This window comes from Caproiciproducens galactitolivorans, assembly GCF_026672255.1.
GTDB lineage: Bacteria > Bacillota > Clostridia > Oscillospirales > Acutalibacteraceae > Caproiciproducens > Caproiciproducens galactitolivorans_A.
Map to the genome: position 1 here is coordinate 83608 of NZ_JAPOHA010000003.1, position 25150 is coordinate 108757.

A 25150-nucleotide genomic window follows, 5' to 3' on the forward strand; every position below is an offset into this window, starting at 1 on the left:
AACAGGGTTTTTAAAAAATCCGGTATTTTAAGATTCCGCCGCTTCTTTCTATTTTAAGAAGCGATGCAATAAAGAATAAGGCGGCTTTTTCGATTTGGCCGCTGACCAGGAAAGGATGAGCTATTTGGCTGCAAATGGAACTGCCCCAAAGATCAGCATAATCATACCGGTCTATAATGTGGAAAAATACGTTGGAAAGTGCCTTTCTTCTTTGATTAGCCAAACATTTACAGATTTTGAAATTATTGCCGTAAACGACGGTTCCAAAGATGATTCCCTTTCAATTCTCCTCCATTTTCAGGAGAAATACGATAATATCACGGTGCTTAACCAGAAAAACTGCGGTATGTCCCCGGCCCGCAACGCGGGTCTGGAAATTGCGCGCGGAGAATACATCTGTTTTGTCGACAGCGACGACTACGTGGCTCCCACCTATCTGGAGGAGCTTTACAACGCCTGCGTCGAAACCGAAAGCGACATCGCCTGCTGCTATTATTATTTTCATTTTGTCGAAAACGACTTTTTATTTGAATATCCGTTCCGCTGCCGCGGCGTTTTCGACCGCGGCGAAGCGATGAACAAGCTGCTGCGCGACGTACAGATTCAGAGCCTGATGTGGAACAAGATTTACAAACACAGCCTGTTCACGGATTATGACATTAAATTTCCGACCATGTGCTTTGAAGACATGGCGATTGCGAATAAGATTTTTGCCCACGCCGACCGCGTGACCGTGATTGACCGTCCTCTGTACTATTACAACCAGCATCCCGCCAGCACGCTCGCAACCATGAACGCGGACAAAATCAACGACTTTATTCGCGCGATTGCCATGGTTCGTATTTCGCTTGAACGGAACGGGCTGTACGAGAAATATAAGAAAAGTTACCTTGCGCTTACAAGAAAAACATGCGGCTGCTGCTATTTGTATGTATTAAAGCTGCATAATGAGAAAAAATGTATGCGAGGGTGCATGACAAATATGAAGCGCGTATCGCGCGCAATTAAGCATTATTCCGCGGATGAGTTCAGCCCGACGACCATGTTCAGCGAACTGCCCGACGTCGTGGATGCGCCTGAAAAGCTGGAAAAGGACTACTCGACCCGCTAAAGCGCATAGGAGAATTGGGCTTATGAACAAAAACAAAAGCAAGGCATCAAAAATATTTCAGGTGGCGCTGTTTGCGCTGACGCTTGGGTTGCTTGCTTATTTTTGTATTTCGGATAATAACCTGATGATTCTCCTTTACAGCTTCCACGGCCTGAATTTTTTCTGGCTGTCCTTGGGCGCGGGATGCGTTGTGCTTTCCTGGCTGATGGACGGCCTTGTTACGAAACTTCTGATTTCCGCGGCATATGATGAGGATTATGAATTCCGCCATGCCTTTAAGGTTACCATGGTGGGGCAATACTTCAATTCCATTACACCCTTTGCGGTTGCGGGCCAGCCGATGCAGTTCCTGACCCTGACAAGGCAGGGGGTGTCTTCCGGAATCGCCCTTTCCGCCCTTGTTCGGAAATATCTTGTTTACCAGACCACGATTGCGGGATACTCTCTGTTTGTCATTCTTGTAAAATATTCCTTTTTCCGCAGCCGGATTCAGGGCTTTATGGCGCTGGCCGTCATCGGTTTTCTTTACCAGTCCGCGGTGGTGGTGCTGCTGTTTTTATTTGCGCACAGCCCCCGTTTCACGACGAAATTGATCGAAGGCTGCGTAAAGCTGCTGACGAAAATCCATATTGTAAAAAAACCGCAGGAGGCCGGGGAAAAGGTTAAAAACCAACTGGAGTTTTATATCGAAAATAATAAGGCCATGCAGGGGAACCGGCTGATGAAGGCGAGAATTTACGGTTACACCGTGGTTGAGCTTACAGCCGTCTTTGCGGTGCCTTTTTTTATTTACAAGGCATTTCACAATCCGGGCGCGCCGTTTATGGATATGATCGCGGCGCAGAGCTTCGTAACCATGATTTCCGCGTATACGCCGCTTCCCGGAGCGGCCGGTGCGGCGGAAGGCAGCTTCCTTGTGCTGTTCCAGCTCTTTTTCCAGCCGAATGTCATCCGGCAGGCCATGCTGCTCTGGCGGTTTATTACGTATTATTCCTGCATTATCGTCGGCGCGTTCTTCGCCGGGCTGGAAAACAAGGCGCAGAAGCGGGAACCGGGGTTTCGGAAGGATGCCGTGCAGCCGCCTGTTGAAGAAAGCGGCACAGGCCCAAACCAGCCGGATTGGAAACCATCTTAAATTTGGGAGGGGGAAGGCATCCTTTGCGGATGCCGCCATAAATGAACGACGGATTTTTTAGGGTGGCTGCGGCAACGCCGTCCATCCGGGTCGCCGACTGTCAAAGTAACAAATTTGCAATTTTGGATTTGATGCGCCAATGCGTTCAAAGGGGCGTGGGCGCGGTGGTTTTTCCGGAGCTTTGCCTGACGGGTTATACCTGCGGTGATTTGTTTCGTGACCGCACGCTGATTTCATCGGCGGAAAAGGCGCTTTCGGAAATTCTGGAGCAGACCCGCGATTTGAACCTGCTGGCCGTCATCGGTTTACCGGTTCCGGTTGGCGCGGATTTATACAACGCCGCCGCGGTGATTTGCCGCGGAAAGCTTTTGGGGCTTGCGGCGAAATCCAGTATCCCGAATTACAGCGAATTTTACGAGGCGCGGCATTTTACGCCCTCACCCGAATATCAGGAAATCCGTTTCTGCGGCGAAACCGTTCCGCTTGGAAACAGCCTGATTTTCCGCTGCGACAGGCTGCCGGAGCTGGTTGCCGGCGTGGAAATCTGCGAGGATTTGTGGATTGCCGACCCGCCGTCCTCCCGGCTGGCGCAGTACGGCGCGACCCTTTTGCTGAATCCTTCGGCAAGCGACGAGGTGATCGGCAAGGCGCAGTACCGCCGCAGCCTGGTAACGGGGCAGTCCGCCCGGTTATTGGCCGCTTACGTTTATGCCGACGCGGGCGAGGGCGAATCCTCCACCGATCTGGTGTTTGCCGGTCATGACATTATTGCCGAAAACGGCGCCCTGCTGGCGGAATCGACCCACTTTACAACGGGTTTGACCGTTGCCGACGTGGATTTACAGCGCATGATGCAGGAACGCCTGCACACAACATCCTGGAGAAATATCGGACAGGCTCATGAAATCCGGTTTGATATGGAGATTCCTTCCATCGAGATTGAGCGCAAATTTTCGCCGCTGCCCTTTGTGCCCACCGATACCAGGGATTTGAGCGAGCGCTGCGAAATGATTTTGAATATGCAGGCGAACGGCTTAAAAACAAGGCTGAAGCATACCGGCTTGAAGTGCGCTGTCATCGGCGTTTCCGGTGGGCTGGACTCCACGCTTGCGCTTCTCGTGACGGTGCGCGCGTTCGACCTTCTGCACCTTGACCGCAAAGGCATTGTGGCGGTTACCATGCCAGGCTTCGGAACCACCAGCCGGACAAAGAGCAACGCCCAGCGCCTTTCCGAGCTTTTGGGCGTTACCCTGAAGGAGATCCCGATCGGGGATTCCGTTTCCCAGCACTTTCAGGATATTGGCCATGACCCCGAAATCCATGACGTAACATACGAAAATTCACAGGCGCGCGAGCGTACGCAGGTGTTAATGGATCTTTCCAATCAGTACGGCGGGCTTGTCATCGGTACGGGCGACCTTTCCGAGCTTGCGCTCGGCTGGGCGACCTTCAACGGCGACCATATGTCCATGTACGGCGTCAACTGCTCCATTCCGAAGACGCTGGTGCGCCATCTGGTGTACCATGCCGCCGTAACGGGCGGCGGGGAGCTTTGCGGTTTGCTCAAGGATGTTCTCGACACCCCGGTCAGCCCCGAGCTTCTGCCGCCGGTCGACGGCGTGATCGCACAGAAAACGGAAAATATTGTCGGTCCATACGAGCTGCACGACTTTTTCCTGTATTACATGCTCCGCTTCGGTTTTACGCCGGCGAAGATTTTCCATATGGCGCAGAGCGCCTTTGCGGGAACATACGACGACGGGACGATCAAGAAGTGGATGACGATCTTTTACCGGCGGTTTTTCGCGCAGCAGTTCAAGCGCTCCTGCCTGCCGGACGGCCCGAAGGTCGGCAGCGTTACCCTTTCCCCGCGCGGGGACTGGCGTATGCCGAGCGACGCCTCCGCAAGGCTCTGGCTCAGTGAGATTGAAGCGCTATAATTCTATAAAAATGGATTTCCCCCTTCTGAACGGTACAGCTGTCCGGAAGGGGGATTTTTAGGTTGACTGTTATTCAATATAAGAATATTATATAAGGAGGGGTGGTGGAAGAATGCGGGTAAAAGTAAATAAAAAAATCGTATTGCTGGCTGCAATGATTGTTTTGGCCTGTTTCTATGGATTCAGGGCTTATCCCCGGAGCATTCATGCGTTTATCGACTTGGATAATATCGAGAGCATGGGGATTCTATATCGAAATTATAACGCGAAATCTTCCGATGAAAAACAATATATAATCAATGATAGGCATGAAATAGAAAAAGTGATCGAAATACTGAACCGATATCAGTATTCGAAGAAGCTGATTCAGCCGGACAGTGTAAAATCATATGCGGGCGATTCCGTTTTCATTGACATCCATTTTTGGGGAGCAGGGAAGGTTAAAAAGTGCAGCCTGGCGTATGCGTATGGGGCTGCACAAGAGGTTAATTTATCTGAAAAACATTCCGCTCAGTATCATGTGGGCTTCTTCAACAAAGATGCGGATGCGCTGTTTCAGGAAATATACAGCTATACCCGGTCGCTTCCATCAAAAACGAGTTTGAAAAATAATTTTTCTGAGATGATATTTGCGATAGATAGTAATTGCACCTAAACCACCGGTAAATAAATTGTTGATAACGAAATATTTTAGACGCGAGTTCTTATGAGGAAACCCAATTTCCCATAATGTATTTTTGGAGAATGTATTTATGAAACGAGACTGGTTGAATTGGAAATGGATTACCGCGCTTGTGCTGTTGGTTCTTTCCGCTTACTGGCTTTATTTCACGCAGCCGGTGCAGGCAAAAGAAGCTCTGAATGGCAAACCGGTTGCACAGATCGTGTTAACACGTACCGTAAGCACACCGGGGGCGAATGGCGGGAGCGTTTTTACATCGGTATATACCGACAATCCGACCGAAATACAAAAATTGATTGATTTTCTCAATGCGTATCCCTGTGGCAGAATGATCCGAAATCCGCTCGGTGTCTCATCCTTTGCCTATCAGAAAACAACGACCTATTCTGTTTCGCTGGATTATAAAAACGGGAAAGGCGTTTTCAAAAGATTATCTTATGAGGTGTATCCGGAAGGGCGAGTAAATGTAACCGGGTGGAAAAAAGATTGGAATCAATCGTCCGTCCTTTGCCGTGTGGGAAGGATCGGAAGCCAAAAGACGATCCAGTTTTACAACCGGCTTTCCAGTATGTTTGAAGAAAAATTAAAAGATACAGTCTGGCAGAAGGCAGAGTAAATCAAAGATGTTCCTCCCGTTGGCTTATCAATAGCATTCGTAAGGACAAATAGCAAAAAAAACGCCGCCTGTGAAAACAGGCGGCGTAAATTATATCATAAATAGAGAGCTTCCCGAATCCGGCGAGGATAAATCGGAAATGCTGGCGGCGGAAGCCATCGACTGCGTGGCGTTCATCTGCATCTGCGCGGTGAAAAGCTGCAAAAACAGCAGATAATCGTCATACGTAAAGGTTGCGCCGTTCGTACCCTGCGTGCCGGAAGAAGCGCCTGCGGTAACGGGATAGTAGCGCATCAGCATACTGAGGGCGGACAGGGAATTCATTGTTCCGGCAGAATTGAATCCGGTCGCGGAGTAGGTGGGGGAATAACCCATTAGCGAACTCAACGAGGACAGAGAATCCGATTGGTCGGAATTGTCGGCTGCGGAAATATCCTCACCGGCGTAGTCCAGCACCTTTTTAACATAGGCCTGTGTTTCCTTAAAAGGGGGAATGCCGCCGTATTTCGCCACGTTGCCGCTGCCCGCGTTGTAGGCGGCGAGCGCAAGCTTCGCGTCCCCGTTGTAGCGGGAAAGCATGTCGCTCAGGTATTTTGCCCCGCCCATGATATTCTGCTCGGCGTCCAGCGGATTTTCCACGCCGAGGGACCTGGCGGTTCCCGGCATCAGCTGCATGACGCCCTGCGCGCCGCAGCGCGAAACCGCGTCGGCGTCAAACCCGGATTCGGCTTTTGCCACCGCTTTCAGCAGGTTTACCGGAACATTATATTTTTCAGCGGCCGTCTCAAAAATCGGTTCCATACTTCCGCTGTCCAGTTTCTTATTATCAATCTTTTTCACCGCATTTTGCAGCAGGCCTGAAAAACGGCTTCCAGAGGTTTTTCCCGTGCCGGTGCCAAAACGGTTTAAAGCCTGTGTCTGACTGTAATAATTGGATTCAATACGATTATTCGTCTGAAACGCCCCCGTAAAAAGATTCCTGAATTATTGCATGGTTCTATCATAACGCATTTCGACAAAAAATGGAAGATATTTTATGGAAAATCCATCAAAATATTCCGCAAAAATAGAATTTGTGACGATACCGCGTTTGATTTCCGCCAAATCGTATATTTGCAGGCGGGATTGGCAAAATATTTTTTGTAAAGGAGGCTCTGAAATGACAGTATCGAAGAGCGAATATAAAAAAATGGCGGACAAGGCTTCGCCCGGAACAACATATGGAAAGAACCTGTTTTTTGCCTTTTTGTTCGGCGGCGGCATTTGTGTGCTGGGGCAGGCGCTGATAAACCTGTTTATGCAGTCGGGCATGGATATCAAAGAGGCGCGCGCATGGGTTTCCATCAGCTTAATCGCCCTAAGCGCGCTGTTAACCGCTTTAAAGATTTACGACAATATTGCAAAGATTGCCGGTGCGGGCACGCTGGTGCCGATTACCGGGTTTGCCAATTCCATTGTAGCGCCTGCCATGGAATTTAAGAGCGAGGGCTATGTGATCGGGATCGGCGGAAAAATGTTTGTCATCGCGGGGCCGGTTCTGGTCTACAGCACCTCCGCCGCCATTTTATACGGTCTGATCGTTTGGTTTTTCCATTTGTATTAAGGAGGAGTGGCGATGCCTACCCGAATCGGAAAATATACGCTTGAATTGAATAGTAAGCCGACGATTCTCGGTTCCGCCGCCGTGGTCGGTAAAAAAGAGAGCGAGGGCCCGCTGGGGGAATATTTCGACCAGTGCCACAACGACACCACACTGGGGGAATCCAGCTGGGAAAAGGCGGAAAGCCGCCTGCAAAATGAAACCGTTCTGTTGGCGCTGGACAAGGCCGGTTTGAAAAATACGGATATCGACTGCATTTTCGCGGGGGATCTGCTCAATCAGTGCATTTCCTCGACTTTCGGCCTGCGGGGCCTGAATATCCCGTTCCTCGGCCAGTACGGCGCGTGCTCCACCATGGCGCAGACGCTCGGAATCGCCTCGGTATTCGCGGAATCCGGCGCGGCGCGGACTGCCGTGGCGGTTACTTCCTCCCATTTCTGTTCGGCGGAAAGGCAGTTCCGTTTTCCTTTGGAATACGGCGGTCAGCGAGCGCCGACGGCGCAATGGACGGCAACTGCTTCGGGGGCGATGGTGGTCGGTTCGCCCCGGGAAAAAAAAGAAGGCCAAATTACCGTGGAAGCGATTTCGTTCGGCCGGATAACGGATATGGGCATTAAGGACGCGGCAAATATGGGCGCGGCAATGGCGCCTTCGGCGGCGCAGACGCTGACGGACTATTTTCACGACACCGGAGACGGCCCTCAGGATTACGATGTGATTTTAACAGGTGACCTCGGCATGATTGGCAGCGACCTGCTTCAGCAGATTCTGATGAAGGACAGCATCGATATCAGTGCGGTTCACAACGACTGCGGCCTGATGCTTTACGACCGTAAAAAGCAGGATGTCCACGCGGGCGGTTCCGGCTGCGGGTGCTCGGGGGCGGTTCTGTGCTCCTATATCATGCAGCAGATGACCGCCGGAAAACTGCACAAGGTGCTGTTTTTGGGAACAGGCGCGCTGATGTCCCCGACTTCATCCCAGCAGGGCGAATCCATTCCCGGCGTAGCGCATCTCGTTTATTTAAAGGCCTAATACTGTTATCTCATTAAAAAACAGACATCTTTGCGGTTGATTTTCCGTCCTGCTGCGTCCTTGTCGTCGGCGGGCGTCAGCCCGCTTTCCTCCTCGTCCTTGCAGGGCGAAAAATCTCCTCGCAAATCTTGTCTCCCTTTTAATGGATAACAGTATAAGAAATGGCTCCCTTTACGGGAGCCATCGGATTTTATTCAGCGAGGAATTTCTCCAGGGGGGAAATATCCAGTCCGTTGCAGGTTTTTAAGAAGGCATACAGGTTTTCCGCAATCTGTTTTACGCCGCCTTTGGAATCGCTTTCGATGTTCAGCGGCATCAGCGGGTCGTGAACGCTTAACCGCAGGAGAAGCCAGCCGTTGCCAGCCATTTTGCCGAACGAAATGCGGATACCCTCGAAATTATCCGGCGCGATCTGCCAGCCGGGCTGTTTCTGCGCGTAGCTTTCCAGCTCGCGGATAATCCGCTCGCCGCATTCCCGGAAAGCTTCTTCCCGGATCGGGAAGCGAAGTTCCGTTGCTTCGGCCGGTTCCGCCAGAGGTTCCAGCAGGTCTTCCAGCGATTTTCCCTGCGCGCGGAGCTGCGCCGCTTTGATAATGATTTTTGTAACGAGGTATGCGCCGTCGTCCAGAAAATAATTTTCGCGCAGGGCGGCGTGGCCGGAGGTTTCAATTGCCAGCGGGCAACTTACGCCTTCCTGATTCAGCCTTACCGCTTCATTGATCACGTTTTTATAACCTCTTTTAAAGCGGCGGTGCTTTCCGCCCAGCGTTTTTTCAATATAATCGTGCAGGCCGCTGGACGTGATCGAGTCCGTTACAATGGTTCCGCCGGGGTTTCCCTCTAGCGCAATCGCGGAAGCGATGGCAACCAGGCGGTTGCGGTTGATTTCATCGCCCTTCGCGTCCACCGCGCCGCCACGGTCGACGTCCGTGTCGAAGATCACACCGAGGTCGGCTTTCGCGGCGACCGTCGCCGCGCAGACGGATTTCATCGCCGTTTCGTTTTCGGGGTTGGGAATATGGTTCGGGAAGCGGCCGTCCGGCTCCAGAAACTGGCTTCCGGTCGTGTCCGTGCCGAGCGGGGCGAGAACGTCGCTCGCGTAAAATCCACCCGCGCCGTTGCCCGCGTCAACCACGATTTTAAACCCTTTCAGCGGATGGTCGTAATCTGCGGAATGTACGCCCCGCTTAATCAGTTCGCGCAGATGTGCGCTGTACTGCTCCATATAATTGACCGCTTTCATTTCGCCCTTGCCGGAAGCGGGCTTTTCCCCGTTCTGCGCGGACAGAAGGATGCGCTCGATGTCGGGGGCGTCCAACCCGCCGTTTCGAGTGAAAAATTTTAAGCCGTTCCGGTTGAACGGATGGTGGCTTGCCGTAATCTGAACCGCGCCGTCGCAGGCAAGGTCAACCGTCGTCATGAACATGGACGGGGTGGAAGCGAGCCCGCAGTCCAGAACGGAAACACCCGCCGCCGTCAGCGCGCGCGTCACAGCGGCCTGAATCCGGTCCGCGGTAATCCGGGAATCATGTCCAACGGCAACGGTCAATTGGGAGGAATCCTTTTTCACATTGCTGGAAAGCCAAAGCACAAAGGCCGATATGATTTTTTCGATGACTTCGTCAGTCAGGCTGATTTCTTCGCCCGGCACCCCGCCGCAGGCAACGCCCCGGATATCCGTACCGCTTTTAAATTGTTTCCAATATGCCGTAAGCATGAATTTTATCCCCTTTTTTTACTTTTTCTTTATTATATAAGCTTATTATAAGCGAACGGGGGGGATTTGTAAACGAGGTGTTTTGTATCAAACCGTTCCTGGCGATTCGAAATGTTTCAAAAATTTATAGCAGAGGAAACGGCGAAGTCCGCGCACTGGACGGCGTTTCCCTTTCCGTTCAGCCGGGCGAATTTTTAGCAATCGTCGGCCGTTCCGGCTCGGGAAAGTCCACCTTGATGAACATACTGGGATGCCTCGACACCCCCACCAACGGAGATTATTTTCTGGACGGCGAAAATGTAGCCGGGCTGAACGAAAAGAAACTGGCGGAAATCCGCAACCGGGAGCTGGGCTTTGTGTTTCAGGGATTTAACCTGATCAGCGGTATGGATGCGGTTGAAAATGTGGAGCTGCCGCTCCTTTACCGGGGAATTCCCGCGGCGCGGCGGCGCAGTCTGGCGCTGAACGCGCTTGACCGGGTTGGCCTTTCCGAGCGGGTTAACCACATGCCGGATGAGATGAGCGGCGGGCAGCAGCAAAGGGTGGCCATTGCGCGCGCCATCGCGGCAGAGCCACCCCTTATCCTTGCGGATGAGCCGACCGGAAATCTGGATTCAAAGTCCGGCGAAGCCATTATGCAGATCATCCATTCCCTTCACAAGCAGGGAACGACGATCGTTTTGATAACCCATGACAATAAAATAGCCGCCTCTGCCGAACGTGTTGTTCAGATACAGGACGGGCGCATGGTACACTGAATTTCCGTATGTATTAATCCTTGAATTTTTCATCCCGAATCGTGCTTTCAAACCGCGGGAGCAGTTCGCTGCAGTGCTTCAGGTGGGAAAAACAGAATTCATACATTTTGCTTATGGCATGAATCTGCGCGTCACGGCCGATTTCGGTGACATCCCCGAAAGGCTTAAAATACAGGTACATCGGGATGTTGCCGTCGTCCGTAGGCTGCAGATAGTGCGCGTGAAGCCGTTGCGCGCCCAGATTTTTATAAAATTTTATACGCCGTTTCTGGTTTTTCGCCAGAGCGGGATCGGTATTCGATACATGTTCAACGGAAAAGAGCAGGCCCTCATATGAATCGCGGTATTTCTCGCATATCGCCTGAATAAACCCGCTCCCATAGTTCAGGCACTGGAATTCCTTCCGGATTGCCAGATAATCGCCCCAAAGGAAATTGCCGTCCTCCACTTTATAAACCAGGGCGTAACCGACCACTTTATAGTCGGCAAGGCGCCGGTACATCAGCAGCTTATATCTGCCCTTTTTCATCAACTCCAAAATTGTGTCGTACGTTAACAATTCACAGGGAGGAAACTGCTGTTTCATATCCTCGTAAATTGAGGCCAGATTTGAGGCGTTGCCCAGTACAATCGAGGCGCCCGTTCCGAAACTCATTTTAAAATCTCCTATCTTTTTATATACTATAAGAATTATTATACCATATTTGATCACGGTTCAGCAAGTCGGCGGAAGAAGGCGTTTTTTCGGGCCGTTTTACGCCTGCTTTTCCCGTCTTTCCAGCGAGAAATTTATCTTCCGAAAACAGCGGCGGAGAGATTATTGACAAACAAAATCTGGATGTTATAATGAGGAAAGAGTAAGTAAAATCGAATAGAGGAGGTAGATTCGTATGATGCCAGCACTGCAGCTTCACGATGTAGATGTTCCCGCGTTTTTAAAGGTTCTTGACGAGTGTGAGGGCAATGTTTTCCTTGTAACGCGCGATGGGGACCACCTGAATCTGAAAAGCAAGCTCTGCCAGCTCGTCGGACTGACACAGCTGATTGAGGGCGGAAAGATTGCGGAAGCCTATATTGTTTGTGAAAAGCCGGAAGATGATTCAAGACTTTTCCGTTTCAACCTTTACGGGAAAGAAAACAAATAAAAGGAATGCAAAATGCCGCCCGGATGGGCGGACGTCATAGAAAGTTACAAAAGCGCCATGGAACAGAATTGCTCCACGGCGCTTTTTTCGCAGGATGCCCCGTTGTCAGAAGTATGGGCGGTATCTTACCGCCCGTCGGCACACCGTTCTTAAGCCACTTTATGGGCGGATTTTTTTATTGATTCAGAGTCTTGAAAGATTTCCGGTATAATGTTATACTGCTAACACAAGGCGGTGTTAGCGATGAATGACCACGAATTGCTTGTAAAAATTTACGAGGAACTGCAGGGCGTGAAAACGCAGGTTCATTCCATGGATGACCGGATTTCTGGAGTAGATAAGCGGCTTTCCGGAGTAGACAACCGGCTTTCCAAGGTGGAAAATCGGCTTTCCGGGGTAGATAACCGGCTTTCCGAGATGGATAATCGGCTTTCCGGGGTAGATAACCGGCTTTCCGGGATGGATAATCGGCTTTCCAGTGTTGAGAAACAGATTGTTAATGTTGAAAACCAGCTCACAGAAGTGAAAGAACAGGTTGCGGAGGTTCAGGAAGATACCAAAATTACCCGCAGTGCAGTCAATACGATTCTCGACTGGGCGGAAGACGCCAGTATTCAAGCGACCCCGCTCTTTAAAAAAGCAAAATAAGAATTGTCAGTTCTGCTGATCGCTTCCGTCCTTTCCGATACCAGTCGGGAGGGACGGGTTTTTTATGAAATAAAGGAGGAATATTTTTGCGCAAAAAACGAAAATTTGTTTCTTTCCTAGCCGCCTTGGTTTTATTCTGCATGGCGGGTACGCTTAACGGATGCACCGCACAGCAAAGTTCGCAATCGGCTGTTTCCGCTCCGGAAGGAAAAAATTCCGATACGCTGGTTTACTACCTTGACGTTGGGCAGGGAGACAGCGAACTGATCCGGCTGAAATCGGGGGAAACTATTTTAATTGACGCGGGAACGCCCGATACCGCCGATTCCCTCTGCGATACACTTCAAAAACTGGGCGTTTCAAAAATCGATATCCTGATCGCAACGCATCCGCATGCCGATCATATCGGCGGGATGGCAAAGGTGGTCGACCGCTTTGCAATCGGGGAAATCTATATGCCGCGAATTCCCGATAAACAGGTTCCCACCACTTCCACCTATGAAAAGCTGTTAACGGCGATTGACCGGAAGGGTCTGAAAATCACGGCGGGAAAGGCAGGCATGACCGTTTTGAACTCCGGCGGCGAGAAGCTGGAATTTCTGGCGCCGAATTCTTCGAAATACAACGATCTGAACAATTATTCCATCGTCGCCATGCTGACCTGCGGAGAAAAACGGTTCCTGTTCATGGGCGACGCGCAGACGGACAGCGAAAAGGAAATCTTGAAAAACGGATCCAACCTGAAATGTGACGTTTTGAAATGCGGGCATCACGGAAGCGCCACTTCGACCGGCGCCGCCTTTTTGAAAGCGTCCGGCCCGCAGTCCGCGGTGATTTCCTGCGGACAAAACAACGATTACGGGCATCCGGACAAGAAGATTGTCGCAAGGCTGCAGAAGGCCGGGGTTACGATCTACCGCACCGACCGGCAGAAAACCGTTCTTGCCCGCTGCGACGGAAAAACCGTTCAATTTCAAACCGGGCTGGAGTCCGTGATAAAATCATAAGCATCAAATCATATTTATATAAAAAAATACTTCTTTTCTTTATTGAAAGCTGTTATAATGCAAATACGGAAATTAAGATTGTGCTGTAACAGAGGTGTAACGATGCGCTTGTGTAAATATTGCGGATTTCAGAATTTTGACGGAACGCGTTACTGCCAGAAATGCGGGAAAAAAATTATTCGGAAGGGTTTACGCGTATTTTTCCGGGGAGCCGATTTCAGCAATTTGGCCGGAATGGGAGCGAGGGATGTTTCCATTGCCCCTTTAGGGAAAATGGCGGTCGATAATTTATCAAAGCAATGGGGCAATAAAAAGAAACCATCGGGCTGCGTAAAAGCAGTTCCGCTGGAAGACGGTTCCTGGTACTGCCCGGATTGCGGATTCCATAATGCCCGCCATGCGTTGTACTGCGGAGACTGCGGCAGATATAAGTAATTTTGAAACAAAAAAGGGGCTGCCTCACGGAGCAGCCCCTTTTTATTTTTATTTATTTTTCTTCGTTAAAGAACTTCTCCCAGTCGAAATCGCTTTTGTTTACAGGCTGTGCCTGTGATTTGGGAAGAGAATCGTTCTTTTCCGCCGGGGTGAAAGGCGTATTCCGCTGGAATACTTCGTGCGGAATCGGGGCCGTTTCGTCCTTGTCGCTGATTGCCGGCTTTTGAACGGCTTTTCCCGCGGGCGCAACGGGCGCCGCGGGTGCTTTTTCGGAGGAGCTTGCAATATCGGAAAATCCCCGCGCATCCTTTGCAATGCTGTCGCCGTGCGGCTGGTCGTCGCTGTAAGAGCTGATATCTACAAATTCCGTCGGTTTTTCACCGCTTTTTTTGTGGACGGGAGCCGGGATGCTGTTTTTTTTAATCCCGCCTGAGCCGGAGAAAAACTGTAAATAAACAAACAGTCCGATTCCGCAAAGCGCAAGAACGATCAGAACAATTCCCAGAATCAACAGCCAGGAAACGCCGCCCACGCCGGACGATCCGGTGCTGCTGCTCGTGGTTCCCGCGGCGGCCGCCACGCTGCTGCTGTCGGAAGAACTGGTGCTGGAAAGAAGCTCGCCCCAGTCCTGGGAAGAGAGAACGTCCGGGGTGCTGATGGTCTGCGCGGCGCGGGACGCGGCCTCTTCTACTTTTTGGTTATGGGTGTCCACCTTATGGTTGAAGATCGGTTTTTCATCGGAGCTTGTCTTCTTGCTTGAATTATTTTTTTGCGAAGAGGATGCCTCGTTTTTGCTCGTTGCCTCCGGTTGGGGCGGTTCCTCCGGCTTCGAGGTTTCTGCCGGTTTTGAAGTCTCATCGGGCTTTGAAGTTTCCTCCGGTTTCGAAGTTTCCCCGCCGGGGTTTGTGGGTTCACTATTGTTTGCGGCAGGCTCCGAGGTTTGCTGCGGCGGCGTTATCGGGCCGGGATCGCTTTGCGCAAAGGCGGTGGCGGTAAATACGCTGGCTGCAAAGAGCAGGGTCAGAAAAACGGTAAGAAATCTTTTTGATTTTATTTTCATATTTTGTACAGATCCTCTCGAAATGCAGATTCATATTAAGCATATCATATCATAATATATCCTTCCAATTCAACTGTGAATTATCTGTTAAATTTTCATATGAAGCAATCCGCCGCCTTGGAAAGTTGAAAATCGAAATTCGAAATGTTATAATAAACCAATCTGATATGTAAATTTTATTTCTGGGAGTGCAAATATGGGTGTAGTAATCAGCTCCGACAGCGCCTGCGATTTATTTCCTGATTTATATAAACAGTATCATATTGAAATTGTTCCTCTTTATATTACGATCGACGGGAACGCCTATCGCGACGTATTTGAAATCGGCCCGGACGAGCTCTTTGCAAATTACGAAAAAACCCATTGCCTGCCGAAAACTTCCGCTCCCGCTCCGGCCGACTTCTTTGAGCTTTTTAAAAAAGAAACGGACGCGGGAAACGATGTGGTGCACATCGCTATGAATTCGAAGTTTTCCTCTTCCTATCAGAATGCGCAAATCGCCGCGAAAGAATTTCAGAATGTTTATGTGGTGGACACGTTTACCCTCAGCTCCGCGCAGGGCATTCTGGTTTTAAAAGCCGCGGATATGCGCGACGCGGGAAAATCGGCGAAGGAAATCTATCATCAGATTGAAATCGATAAAACGAAAATCTGCACGAACGTGCTTTTGGATACGTTGGATTACGCTTACCGCGGCGGCAGGGCGACCATGCTGCAAATGTTTGGGGCGAATCTTTTAAAGCTGCGTCCCTGCCTGCTTCTCGATACCCACGGCGTTCTTACGGTTCGCCGGAAGTTCCGGGGGAATTATCCGCAGGTATGCAGGGAATATATCCGCTATGTTTTGGATATGCCGAATGCGGACGGCGAACGGGCCTTTGTTTCCACAACGGGAATGGACCGCACGCTGTTTGACGGCATCGTGCAGATGGTGCGCGACAGCGGCAAATTCAGGGAAGTCCTTACTTCCCGCGCCGGGTGCAGCATGACCGTGCACACCGGCCCCAATACGTTGGTTTTGTTTTATAAGGAAAAATGATAACACCGCCGGGTTCTCCGGCGGTGTTGCTGTTTTTATCCCTTATTCTTCGCCCGCCGCGTTGTCCGCTAAAATATCCCGTACCAGTTCCTCGAGCTGCGCCCAGGTTTCCAAAGTTCCCGCGCGGCGGCGGTAGGAAGCGGCGTTCTTCATGCCTTTCAGGTACCAGCCCACATGCTTCCGCGCTTCGTTCATGGCGCGGTGCTCACCCTTGTAATCGCACATCAAGCGGATATGCTTCATCATGACCAGCATGCGCTCATGCAGCTCCGGCGGGGGAAGAATCCGGCAGGAATCCGAAAGGTAGGCGTTGATCTGCGCGAAAATCCACGGGTTGCCCAGCGCCGCCCGCCCGACCATGACCGCGTCGCAGCCGGTCTGTTCCAGCATCTGCGCGGCGGTCTGCGCGGAAACGACGTCGCCGTTGCCGATGACCGGGATTTTTACCGCCTGTTTCACTTGACGGATAATGTCCCAGTCCGCTTTCGGTTCGTACATCTGCTCGCGTGTGCGCCCGTGCACCGTGATGGCGTCGGCTCCCGCGGCTTCGCAGATTTTTGCAACTTCCAGCGCGTTTACGGTTTTGCTGTCCCAGCCCTTGCGGATTTTCACCGTAACCGGCACCGGTACGGCGTTCTTTACCGCTGCGACGATTTCCCCGCACAGCGGCGGATTTTTCATCAGCGCGCTGCCGGAGCCGCTGCAGCTGACCTTCGGAGCGGGACAGCCCATGTTGATATCAATGACGTCGGGCGCGTATTCCATCGCCATTTTTGCCGCCTCTGCCATCACGTCGGGCTCGCTTCCGAAAAGCTGGATGCCCGCGGGGCGTTCCGCGTCGCTCAGCGACATCAGCGCGCCGGTTTTTTTATCGCGGAACTGCAGCGCCTTGGAACTGACCATTTCGCTCACAGCATAGGCCGCGCCGAACCGCACGCAGGTTTCGCGGAACGCCTGGTCCGCCACGCCGGCCATCGGCGCGAGAACCGCGTAACCGTCTATTTTTAAATTGCCGATCTTCATCTGATTGCCTTCCTATTTTGATTCTTCATTTGTTTTCTGCCGGAAAACAGCCTGCCGCTCTTAAAATTCGGCAGGAATATTCCTGAATTCCGGACAAACCGCGTTCATTATAGCACTTATTTTTTTCTTTGAAAAGTGATATAATAGTTCAATGTATATGGGTAAAATCCAGAATAAGCGATACATAGCCTGAAGGAGAATGATATGAAGCTGCTCGTACTTGACGGAAACAGTATTTTAAACCGTGCGTTTTACGGAATCCGCCTTTTAACCACAAAGGAGGGCCTTTTTACCAACGGCATTTACGGTTTTCTGACCATGCTGCATAAATTGAAAAACGATACAAACCCCGACGCGGTCGCCATTGCGTTTGACCTGCGCGCCCCGACGTTCCGCCACAAGGAATACGCGGGCTACAAGGCGCAGCGCAAGGGCATGCCCGAAGAACTTGCCCAGCAGCTTCCGAACCTGAAGGAGCTGCTGCGGCTTCTGGGATTCCATCTGCTGGAATGCGAGGGCTTTGAAGCCGACGACATCCTCGGCACACTGGCGAAGAAATGCGAAGAAACCGGGGATGAATGCATCCTTGCAACCGGGGACCGCGACAGCCTCCAGTTGGTGGGGCCGCGCGTAACTGTCCGCCTTGCGGCAACCAAATTCGGCCAGCCGCAGGTTACGGTTTACGACGAAGCGAAAATTATGGAGGATTACGGCGTTACGCCGAAACAATTGATTGAAATCAAGGCGATTCAGGGCGACACCTCCGACAATATCCCCGGCGTGCCGGGCATCGGCCCGAAGGGCGCGGGGGAACTGATTCAGAAATATCACGATTTAGATACGATCTACGAACAGATCGATACGCTCGATATCCGGGAAAATATGCGCCAGAAGCTGATTCAGAACAAGGAAACGGCGTACTTGAGCCGCCGCTTAGGAACCATCTGCACCGACGTGCCCATCGACACGGAAATCGCGCACTACGTCCAAAATCCGTGCGACAATGACGCCGCCGTCCGCCTGATGGCGGAGCTGGAATTTTTTTCGCTGATTGACAAAATGGGCCTGCGCGTTTCCGCCGCGCCCGCGGAGGAAACGGCCGGGGAATCGGTCGGCGTTGCCGAAAACACGGACAATGCGAAGCTTTTGAAAGCGCTCCAAAAAGCGGGGCGGGCGGATTTTATCGCCGCGTATCCGGACGGAAGTCTTCAGCTTTCCGTCAATTATCAGAATCAAATCCATAGGGTGGACGATCTCGAATTTATAAAAGCACTCTGCGCGGATGAAAAAATCAAAAAGAATACCCACGACATCAAGCCGCTTTACGCGAAGCTGGACGCGCTGGGCGCGCCGCTTCAAAACCCCGGGCTGGACACTATGCTGGCGGCGTATCTTCTGAACCCGTCCGCTTCGGGCTATGAACCGACCCGCCTTGCGCAGGAATACGGCGTTCCCCTGCCGGAGCAGGAGGACGGGGAGCTTGCCGCCGCGGTACTGCCCGCGCTGGCGGACAAGCTGACGGAAGAAATCGCGAAAAAAAACCAGACCGAGCTTCTGGAAAAGATCGAAATGCCGCTCGCGGCGGTGCTTGCGCATATGGAAAGCATCGGGTTCGCGGTGGACGCCGAGGGCATCAAGGCTTACGGCGACGTATTGCAGAAGCAGATTGACGAAATCCAGTCGCAGGTTTACGAGACGGTCGGGTATGAATTCAATATCAATTCCCCAAAACAGCTCGGCGAAGCGCTGTTTGTGAAACTGGGGCTGAGCCACGGGAAAAAGACGAAAAGCGGGTATTCCACAGCGGCGGAGATTCTGGAAAACCTGCGCTACGAGCATCCGGCGGTGGAACTGGTGCTGAATTACCGCAGCCTGACGAAGCTGAAATCCACCTACTGCGAGGGGCTTTTGAAAGTCGTTGCGCCGGACGGCCGGATTCATTCCAGCTTTAACCAGACGGAAACGCGCACGGGGCGCATCAGCTCGACTGAACCGAATTTGCAGAATATCCCTGTACGCACGGAGCTTGGCCGCGAAATGCGGCGGTTCTTCGTTGCGCGCGAGGGCTGGGTGCTGGTGGACGCGGACTATTCCCAGATTGAACTGCGTGTTCTGGCGCATGTTGCCAACGACCGGAACATGATACAGGCCTTTTTAAACAATGACGATATTCACCGGAGCACGGCGGCGCAGGTGTTCCATATGCCGGAAGATATGGTTACGCCGATCATGCGAAGCCGCGCCAAAGCGGTCAATTTCGGCATTGTGTACGGCATCGGCGCGTTTTCGCTGGCAAAGGACATCGGCGTTACGCGCAGGGAAGCCGACACCTATATCAAGGATTATCTTTCCCATTATTCCGGTATTGACGAATATATGAAGCGGGTGGTCGCACAGGCGAAGGAGGACGGCTACGCGGAGACCATGTTCGGCCGCCGCCGCTACCTGCCCGAGCTGACCTCCAGCAATTTCAACCTGCGTTCATTCGGCGAGCGCGTAGCGCGCAATATGCCGATCCAGGGTGCCGCCGCCGACATTATTAAAATTGCCATGATCCGCGTGGAAAACCGGCTGATAAAAGAAAAGATGAACGCCCGCCTGATTTTGCAGGTACACGACGAACTGATCGTGGAAGCGCCGCAGGACGAAGCGGAAAAAGCCGCGAAGATTCTGACGGAGGAAATGGAGCGCGCCGCGAGCCTTTCCGTACCGCTTCTGGCGGAAGCGAAAATCGGCCGGACGTGGTACGAGGCCAAAGCATGACGATCTTTGCCTGCCCGGTCTGCGGGGAACGGCTGGAAAAGAAAGAGAAGGCCTATCTCTGCCCCAAAGGACACAGCTACGATATTGCGGCGGAGGGCTACGTCCATCTTCTGCCGCCGAACCGGATGCACTCCAAATCCCCCGGCGACAACAAGCAGATGGTCGCTTCCCGCCGCCGTTTTCTGGAAGCGGGATATTACCGGATTTTCAGCGATCAGCTGAATGAACTGGTGCGCCGGTACGCCGGGCCGTCCCCGGTGATTCTGGACGCGGGCTGCGGCGAGGGATATTATACCGGCAGGCTCTTTGAAGACCTAAAAAGCCACGGCGTTGCGCCGCGGATATTCGGTTTTGACATCTCGAAATGCGCGGTGAAAGCCGCCGCGAAAAAATACAGGGAAATCCCGTTCGCGGTCGGCAGTATTTTCGGGATTCCGGTTGCGGACGGAGCCGCCGACTGCGTGGTGGATGTTTTCGCGCCGATCGTGGAAGACGAGCTTTGCCGCGTGTTAAAGCCGGGCGGAACGCTGATTCTGGCGGTGCCGGGGCGCAGGCATCTTTTTGGATTAAAGGAAATCCTGTATGACGCGCCGTACGAAAACGAATACAAAGAGACCGAATACGCGGGCTTTTCTTTTGTGGAACGCGTGCCGGTGGAGGGCGATATCCGGCTGGAAAACAACGAAACCATGATGGATTTATTTACGATGACGCCGTATTACTACAAAACCGGCGTGGAAGGCGGCGAACGCCTGCGCAGGACCGCCGTGTTGGAAACCCATATCGAATTTGACTTTTTAATTTATAAAAAGGTGGGATAGCCGTGCAGGAACGGAACCGGGAGCAAATGGAAAACGCCGCTTTCCTTGTTGTTATTACAGGGGTTGCCATGCTCGTTCGCCTGTCGCTGTTTCCGTTCGAGTCGGGTGATTATCACCAGTTCCTGCGGGACTGGTACGCCGCGCTGAAAAGCAACGGCGGCTTTGCGGCTGTCGGCATGAATATCGGCGACTACATGCCCACCTATCTGTATCTTCTGGCCGGTATGACCTATCTTCCGATTTCCGATCTGGCGGCAATCAAGCTGATTTCCAGTATCGCCGATATTTTTCTCGCGTATTTCGTGATGAAGATCGTCAACCTGCGTTTCGAACAGAATACGTACGGCACGGTCGCCTATGCCGTCGTCCTGTTCCTTCCGAGCGTGGTGCTGAATTCTGCGGCGTGGGGGCAGTGCGACGCCATCTTCACCGCCGCGCTGGTTGCCTGCGTGTATTTTCTCATGACGGAACGAAAAGCCTGTGCCGTTACGGCGTTTGCCGTATCCTTTGTGTTTAAATTGCAGGCGGTGTTTCTGGCTCCGTTTCTGCTTCTGCTTCTTTTGAAACGGCAGATCCGGCTAAGGACTTTTGGTATCGTTCCGCTGGTTTACGGGATTGCCATTCTTCCGGCGGCATTGTGCGGGCGCAGCCTGCGGGAACTGTTTACCGTCTATTTTTCGCTGTCGGGAAAGTATAAAATGATCTCCATGTTCCTGCCGAACCTGTACACCTGGTTCCCGGAGGATACGCCGGACTATATCGGTACCGCGGCGGTGTTTTTCGCCGGGGGGCTGGTGCTGCTTTCCCTGTTCATCCTTTATAAAAAACAGTTTGTGTTTACGGATGAAATCCTGCTTACACTTGCGTTGTTTTATGCGTTATTTGTGCCGTTTGTCCTGCCGCATATGCATGAACGGTATTTTTATCCGGCGGATATCCTGTCGGTTGTTTACAGCTTTTACTTCCCGAAAAAATTCTATATCCCGGTGTTAACGGTATTGAGTTCCACCTACGCGGTGTGCCATAATCTTTTTAACACGGATTTTTTGAACGTACAGATTCTGTCCCTTATCATGCTGTTTGTGGTAGTCGGGGTCGCAAGGCATCTGTACCGGCAGATTGAAGCGGAGGAGGCGAGGGTTCTGCATGTGCGGGTTTGAAATTGTACCCATGAAGGAGGAGCACCTCGACGCGCTTGTCCGCATCGACGCGCTGTGCTTTTCCGAACCGTGGACGCGCGACGGGCTTCGGGCGGAGCTTTCGAGCGATACCGCGTGCTATGCCGTCGCCCTTCTGGACGGGAACCCCGTCGGCTGTGCCGGAATGCAGTGCGTCTGCGGGGAATGCTATATCGATAAGGTCTGCGTTCATCCGGAGAACCGCAGGAAGGGCGCGGCGCAGGCGCTGGTTCGCTCGTTAATGGAGTATGCCGTGAAAAACAATGCGGCGTTTATCACCCTGGAAGTGCGGCAGGGGAACGCCCCCGCCGTTGCGCTCTACCAAAAGCTCGGCTTTGCCCCGGTTGGAGTCCGGAAAAAGTTTTATGCCCATCCGGCGGAGGACGCCGTTTTGATGACAAAGTACTTTAAACAGGAAAACAAATGAAAAACGTTTGCGGCACTGCCGTTTTCATACATAGACTAATCAAGTAAGGGGAAAATAAAATTATGCGGATATTAGCACTGGAAAGCTCCTGCGATGAAACCGCCGCCGCGGTGGTTGAGGATGGGAGGAAGGTTTTATCGTCTGTCGTTGCCTCTCAGGTGGAGGAGCACCGGCTTTACGGCGGCGTTGTGCCGGAAATTGCTTCCCGCCGCCACTGCGAAGCCGTTGTGGGCGTTACGCAGAAGGCGCTGGACGACGCGGGGCTTACGCTCCAGGAAGTCGACGCGATCGCCGTGACCTACGCGCCCGGGCTGATCGGGGCGCTTCTGGTCGGCGTGAATTTTGCAAAGGGGCTTGCCCTTTCCTCCGGGAAGCCGCTTATTCCGGTGCATCACCTCCGTTCGCATATCGCCGCGAATTATCTTACCTCGCCGGAGCTGGAACCTCCGTTTTTATGCCTGATTGTTTCCGGCGGACACAGCCATATTGTACAGGTTCGGGATTACACCGACCTGCATGTGCTCGGCCGCACGCGCGACGACGCGGCGGGCGAAGCCTTCGACAAGGCCGCGCGCGCCATGGGCATGCCGTATCCGGGCGGCGTGGAAATGGACAAGAGGGCGCAGAACGGGAATCCGGAAGCATTCAGGCTGCCGCATCCCACGGTGGACGGCGCGCCGTACGATTTCAGCTTTTCCGGGCTGAAAACCGCCGTCATCAATTTAATCCACAACGCGGAGCAGAAGGGACAAACGCTTCCCCTGGAGGATCTGGCGGCTTCCTTCCGCAAAGCGGTGGTCGATTGCCTCACGAAAAACTTTGTAAAAGCCGCGCAGGATACCGGCAGCAAAAAGCTCGTGATTGCGGGCGGCGTGTCGGCAAACTCGCTGCTCAGAAGCCGACTTCAGGAGGAATGCAGGAATAGGGGCTGGAAATTTTATATGCCGGAGCTGAAGCTGTGCGGAGACAACGCGGCCATGGTTGGCGCTCAGGGGTATTACGAGTATATTTCCGGGAATGTCGCAGGATATGATTTAAACGCCTGCGCCGAGATGGCTGTGGACCAAAATCGATGAAATGCAGGATTTAAATAGAAATTATTCATAGATTTTGCTATTTTTTTAACAATTTAATGATTTTGGTAATTGATTAAAATGAAGTTATGTATTATAATTAGACCCAAATCCTTAAAATCAAGGTCATTGGACCGGAAGGAGAAATGAGTCATGACAAGCAATAAGTCTGTACTGAACTGGATTGAAGAAATGAAGACGCTGGTCTGTCCGGATAAGCTGGTCTGGATAGACGGCTCCGAGGAGCAGCTCGAAGCTCTGCGCGCGGAGGCCTGCTCAACGGGGGAAATGATTAAGCTGAATCAGGAGAAGCTCCCCGGCTGCTACCTGCACCGCACCGCCGTAAACGACGTTGCGCGCGTGGAGGACAGAACCTTTATCTGTTCCCGCAAGGAAGAGGACGCCGGCCCCACCAACCACTGGAAAGACCCCAAAGAAGCCTATAAAATGCTTTACGACATCGCAAGAGGCAGCTATAAGGGCCGCACCATGTATGTTATTCCGTATTCCATGGGCCCGATCGGCTCCCCTCTCGCAAAAATCGGCGTTGAACTGACCGACTCCATTTATGTTGTTCTGAACATGAGCATTATGGCTCGTGTCGGCCAGAAGGTATGGGATACCCTCGGCGACAGCAACGACTGGGTACGCGGCCTGCACTGCAAGTGCGACATTGACGCGGAGAAGAGATATATTTGCCACTTCCCGGAGGACAATACCATTATTTCCGTAAACTCCGGCTACGGCGGAAATGTTCTGCTCGGCAAGAAATGCTTTGCACTGCGCATCGCTTCCTACCTTGGCAAGAACGAAGGCTGGATGGCCGAGCATATGCTGATTCTCGGCATTGAGAATCCGATGGGTGAAATCAAGTACGTTGCCGCTGCGTTCCCGTCTGCCTGCGGCAAGACAAACCTCGCCATGCTGATTCCGCCGGAAGGCTACCGCAAGAAGGGCTACAAGATCTGGACCGTCGGCGACGATATCGCCTGGATGCGCCAGGGTAAGGACGGCAGATTGTACGCGATCAATCCGGAAAACGGATTCTTCGGCGTTGCGCCGGGTACGAATGAGAAATCCAACCCGAACGCACTTGCCACCACAAAGAGCGGCACGATCTTCACCAACGTTGCTCAGAATCTGGACGACAACACCGTTTGGTGGGAAGGCCTCGACAAGAACCCGCCGAAGAACGCAGTGAACTGGAAGGGCGAGCCCTGGGACGGCACCACTTCCGACCAGAAGGGCGCTCATCCGAACAGCCGCTTCACCGCTCCTGCGAAGAACTGCCCCTGCATCAGCCCTGAATTCGACAAGGGCGCCGGCGTTCCGATTTCCGCCATTATCTTCGGCGGCCGCCGCGCACAGACCACCCCGCTGGTTTATCAGTCCCGCGACTGGAACAACGGTGTGTTTGTCGGTTCCATCATGGCTTCCGAGACAACAGCAGCCGCAGCCGGCGCAGTCGGCGTAGTACGCCGCGACCCGATGGCTATGCTTCCTTTCTGCGGCTACCATATGGGCGACTATTTCAAACACTGGATTGAAATGGGCGAGAAGCTCGGCGCAAACGCTCCGAAGATCTTCAACGTAAACTGGTTCCGTCTTGACGACGAAGGCCACTTCATTTGGCCGGGCTTCGGCGACAACCTCCGTGTTCTCGAATGGATCATCCATCGCTGCGAGGGCAAGGCCGATGCAGTCGAGACCCCGATCGGCTATGTTCCGAAGGCGGAAGATATCAATCTGGAAGGCCTTGACTTCAGCCTCGACACGCTCAAGGGTATCCTTGAAGTCAACAAAGATCAGTGGACAAAAGAAGCGGACGGCATTGAGGAGTTCTATAAGAAGTTTGGCGACAAACTCCCGAAGGAACTGCGCGGCCAGCTCGATCTTTTGAAGAAGAACCTGAAATAAGACCTTTTGCGGCGGCTTCA

24 protein-coding genes are annotated in these 25150 nt (G+C 52.5%); 19 read left to right on the top strand and 5 right to left on the bottom strand.

Translation table 11 applies throughout. The features are described from left to right. Positions 1-124 precede the first annotated feature (124 nt). The 5 genes from OUY18_RS03550 to OUY18_RS03570 all read left to right on the top strand — a co-directional run bounded on the left by OUY18_RS03550 (position 125) and on the right by OUY18_RS03570 (position 5484). Positions 125-1111: a glycosyltransferase family 2 protein gene (locus OUY18_RS03550; protein ID WP_268057340.1), complete on the top strand. Its 987-nt coding sequence runs from the start codon at positions 125-127 to the stop codon at positions 1109-1111. Between the two features lie 22 nt (positions 1112-1133). Continuing rightward, on the top strand, positions 1134-2246 hold the full coding sequence (locus OUY18_RS03555; protein ID WP_268057341.1) for a lysylphosphatidylglycerol synthase transmembrane domain-containing protein: 1113 nt from the start codon (positions 1134-1136) through the stop codon (positions 2244-2246). 41 nt (positions 2247-2287) lie between these two features. After that, the gene (locus tag OUY18_RS03560) at positions 2288-4186 is read left to right on the top strand and encodes an NAD(+) synthase (protein ID WP_268057342.1); all 1899 of its coding nucleotides are present in this window, start codon (positions 2288-2290) and stop codon (positions 4184-4186) included. A gap of 154 nt (positions 4187-4340) precedes the next feature. Continuing rightward, entirely contained in the window at positions 4341-4841 is a 501-nt protein-coding gene (locus OUY18_RS03565) for a hypothetical protein (RefSeq protein WP_268057343.1), read from the top strand. A gap of 97 nt (positions 4842-4938) precedes the next feature. Continuing rightward, positions 4939-5484, top strand: a complete 546-nt coding sequence (locus tag OUY18_RS03570; RefSeq protein ID WP_268057344.1) for a hypothetical protein — start codon at positions 4939-4941, stop codon at positions 5482-5484. 90 nt (positions 5485-5574) lie between these two features. On the opposite strand, the gene OUY18_RS03575 is transcribed toward OUY18_RS03570, so the two are convergent. Beyond that, positions 5575-6324 (bottom strand): lytic transglycosylase domain-containing protein, encoded by a 750-nt coding sequence (locus OUY18_RS03575; RefSeq protein WP_326492974.1) that lies wholly within the window; start codon positions 6322-6324, stop codon positions 5575-5577. A gap of 319 nt (positions 6325-6643) precedes the next feature. Here OUY18_RS03575 and OUY18_RS03580 point away from each other — a divergent pair, with 319 nt between their 5' ends. Together OUY18_RS03580 and spoVAD are read left to right on the top strand one after the other, a co-directional pair. After that, the gene (locus OUY18_RS03580; protein ID WP_268057345.1) at positions 6644-7087 is read left to right on the top strand and encodes a SpoVA/SpoVAEb family sporulation membrane protein; all 444 of its coding nucleotides are present in this window, start codon (positions 6644-6646) and stop codon (positions 7085-7087) included. 12 nt (positions 7088-7099) lie between these two features. Continuing rightward, entirely contained in the window at positions 7100-8119 is a 1020-nt protein-coding gene (gene spoVAD / locus OUY18_RS03585) for a stage V sporulation protein AD (protein ID WP_268057346.1), read from the top strand. A gap of 190 nt (positions 8120-8309) precedes the next feature. Here the strand turns inward: spoVAD and OUY18_RS03590 are convergent, their stop codons facing one another. Then, entirely contained in the window at positions 8310-9836 is a 1527-nt protein-coding gene (locus tag OUY18_RS03590; protein WP_268057347.1) for a phosphomannomutase/phosphoglucomutase, read from the bottom strand. 86 nt (positions 9837-9922) lie between these two features. On the opposite strand from OUY18_RS03590, the gene OUY18_RS03595 reads away from it, so the two are divergent. Continuing rightward, the gene (locus OUY18_RS03595) at positions 9923-10594 is read left to right on the top strand and encodes an ABC transporter ATP-binding protein (protein ID WP_268057565.1); all 672 of its coding nucleotides are present in this window, start codon (positions 9923-9925) and stop codon (positions 10592-10594) included. Between the two features lie 13 nt (positions 10595-10607). On the opposite strand, the gene OUY18_RS03600 is transcribed toward OUY18_RS03595, so the two are convergent. Beyond that, entirely contained in the window at positions 10608-11249 is a 642-nt protein-coding gene (locus OUY18_RS03600; RefSeq protein ID WP_268057348.1) for a GNAT family N-acetyltransferase, read from the bottom strand. 235 nt (positions 11250-11484) lie between these two features. On the opposite strand from OUY18_RS03600, the gene OUY18_RS03605 reads away from it, so the two are divergent. The 4 genes from OUY18_RS03605 to OUY18_RS03620 all read left to right on the top strand — a co-directional run bounded on the left by OUY18_RS03605 (position 11485) and on the right by OUY18_RS03620 (position 13829). Beyond that, entirely contained in the window at positions 11485-11739 is a 255-nt protein-coding gene (locus OUY18_RS03605; protein ID WP_268057349.1) for a hypothetical protein, read from the top strand. A gap of 243 nt (positions 11740-11982) precedes the next feature. After that, complete coding sequence (locus OUY18_RS03610) at positions 11983-12387, top strand: hypothetical protein (protein WP_268057350.1); 405 nt, start codon at positions 11983-11985, stop codon at positions 12385-12387. A gap of 86 nt (positions 12388-12473) precedes the next feature. Beyond that, positions 12474-13394 carry a ComEC/Rec2 family competence protein gene (locus OUY18_RS03615; RefSeq protein ID WP_268057351.1) on the top strand — a complete coding sequence of 307 codons (921 nt, stop codon included), beginning with the start codon at positions 12474-12476 and terminating at the stop codon, positions 13392-13394. Between the two features lie 102 nt (positions 13395-13496). Further along, positions 13497-13829: a hypothetical protein gene (locus OUY18_RS03620; protein WP_268057352.1), complete on the top strand. Its 333-nt coding sequence runs from the start codon at positions 13497-13499 to the stop codon at positions 13827-13829. A 52-nt stretch (positions 13830-13881) separates the two neighbouring features. On the opposite strand, the gene OUY18_RS03625 is transcribed toward OUY18_RS03620, so the two are convergent. Further along, on the bottom strand, positions 13882-14889 hold the full coding sequence (locus OUY18_RS03625) for a hypothetical protein (protein ID WP_268057353.1): 1008 nt from the start codon (positions 14887-14889) through the stop codon (positions 13882-13884). Positions 14890-15085: 196 nt separating this feature from the next. On the opposite strand from OUY18_RS03625, the gene OUY18_RS03630 reads away from it, so the two are divergent. Then, on the top strand, positions 15086-15928 hold the full coding sequence (locus OUY18_RS03630; protein WP_268057354.1) for a DegV family protein: 843 nt from the start codon (positions 15086-15088) through the stop codon (positions 15926-15928). A 42-nt stretch (positions 15929-15970) separates the two neighbouring features. On the opposite strand, the gene dusB is transcribed toward OUY18_RS03630, so the two are convergent. Further along, on the bottom strand, positions 15971-16951 hold the full coding sequence (dusB, locus tag OUY18_RS03635; RefSeq protein ID WP_268057355.1) for a tRNA dihydrouridine synthase DusB: 981 nt from the start codon (positions 16949-16951) through the stop codon (positions 15971-15973). 204 nt (positions 16952-17155) lie between these two features. On the opposite strand from dusB, the gene polA reads away from it, so the two are divergent. The 6 genes from polA (at position 17156) to OUY18_RS03665 (ending at position 25130) form a co-directional block, all read left to right on the top strand. Then, positions 17156-19714, top strand: a complete 2559-nt coding sequence (gene polA, locus OUY18_RS03640) for a DNA polymerase I (protein WP_268057356.1) — start codon at positions 17156-17158, stop codon at positions 19712-19714. After that, on the top strand, positions 19711-20535 hold the full coding sequence (locus OUY18_RS03645) for a putative RNA methyltransferase (protein WP_268057357.1): 825 nt from the start codon (positions 19711-19713) through the stop codon (positions 20533-20535). The genes polA and OUY18_RS03645 overlap by 4 nt, the downstream gene beginning before the upstream one ends. A 2-nt stretch (positions 20536-20537) precedes the next feature. Continuing rightward, complete coding sequence (locus tag OUY18_RS03650) at positions 20538-21695, top strand: hypothetical protein (protein WP_268057358.1); 1158 nt, start codon at positions 20538-20540, stop codon at positions 21693-21695. Beyond that, positions 21682-22140 (top strand): ribosomal protein S18-alanine N-acetyltransferase, encoded by a 459-nt coding sequence (rimI, locus tag OUY18_RS03655; RefSeq protein WP_268057359.1) that lies wholly within the window; start codon positions 21682-21684, stop codon positions 22138-22140. Before OUY18_RS03650 ends, rimI begins: the two co-directional genes overlap by 14 nt. Positions 22141-22202: 62 nt before the next feature. Continuing rightward, positions 22203-23216, top strand: a complete 1014-nt coding sequence (tsaD, locus tag OUY18_RS03660; RefSeq protein ID WP_268057360.1) for a tRNA (adenosine(37)-N6)-threonylcarbamoyltransferase complex transferase subunit TsaD — start codon at positions 22203-22205, stop codon at positions 23214-23216. A 150-nt stretch (positions 23217-23366) separates the two neighbouring features. Then, the gene (locus OUY18_RS03665) at positions 23367-25130 is read left to right on the top strand and encodes a phosphoenolpyruvate carboxykinase (GTP) (RefSeq protein ID WP_268057361.1); all 1764 of its coding nucleotides are present in this window, start codon (positions 23367-23369) and stop codon (positions 25128-25130) included. Positions 25131-25150 lie beyond the last annotated feature (20 nt).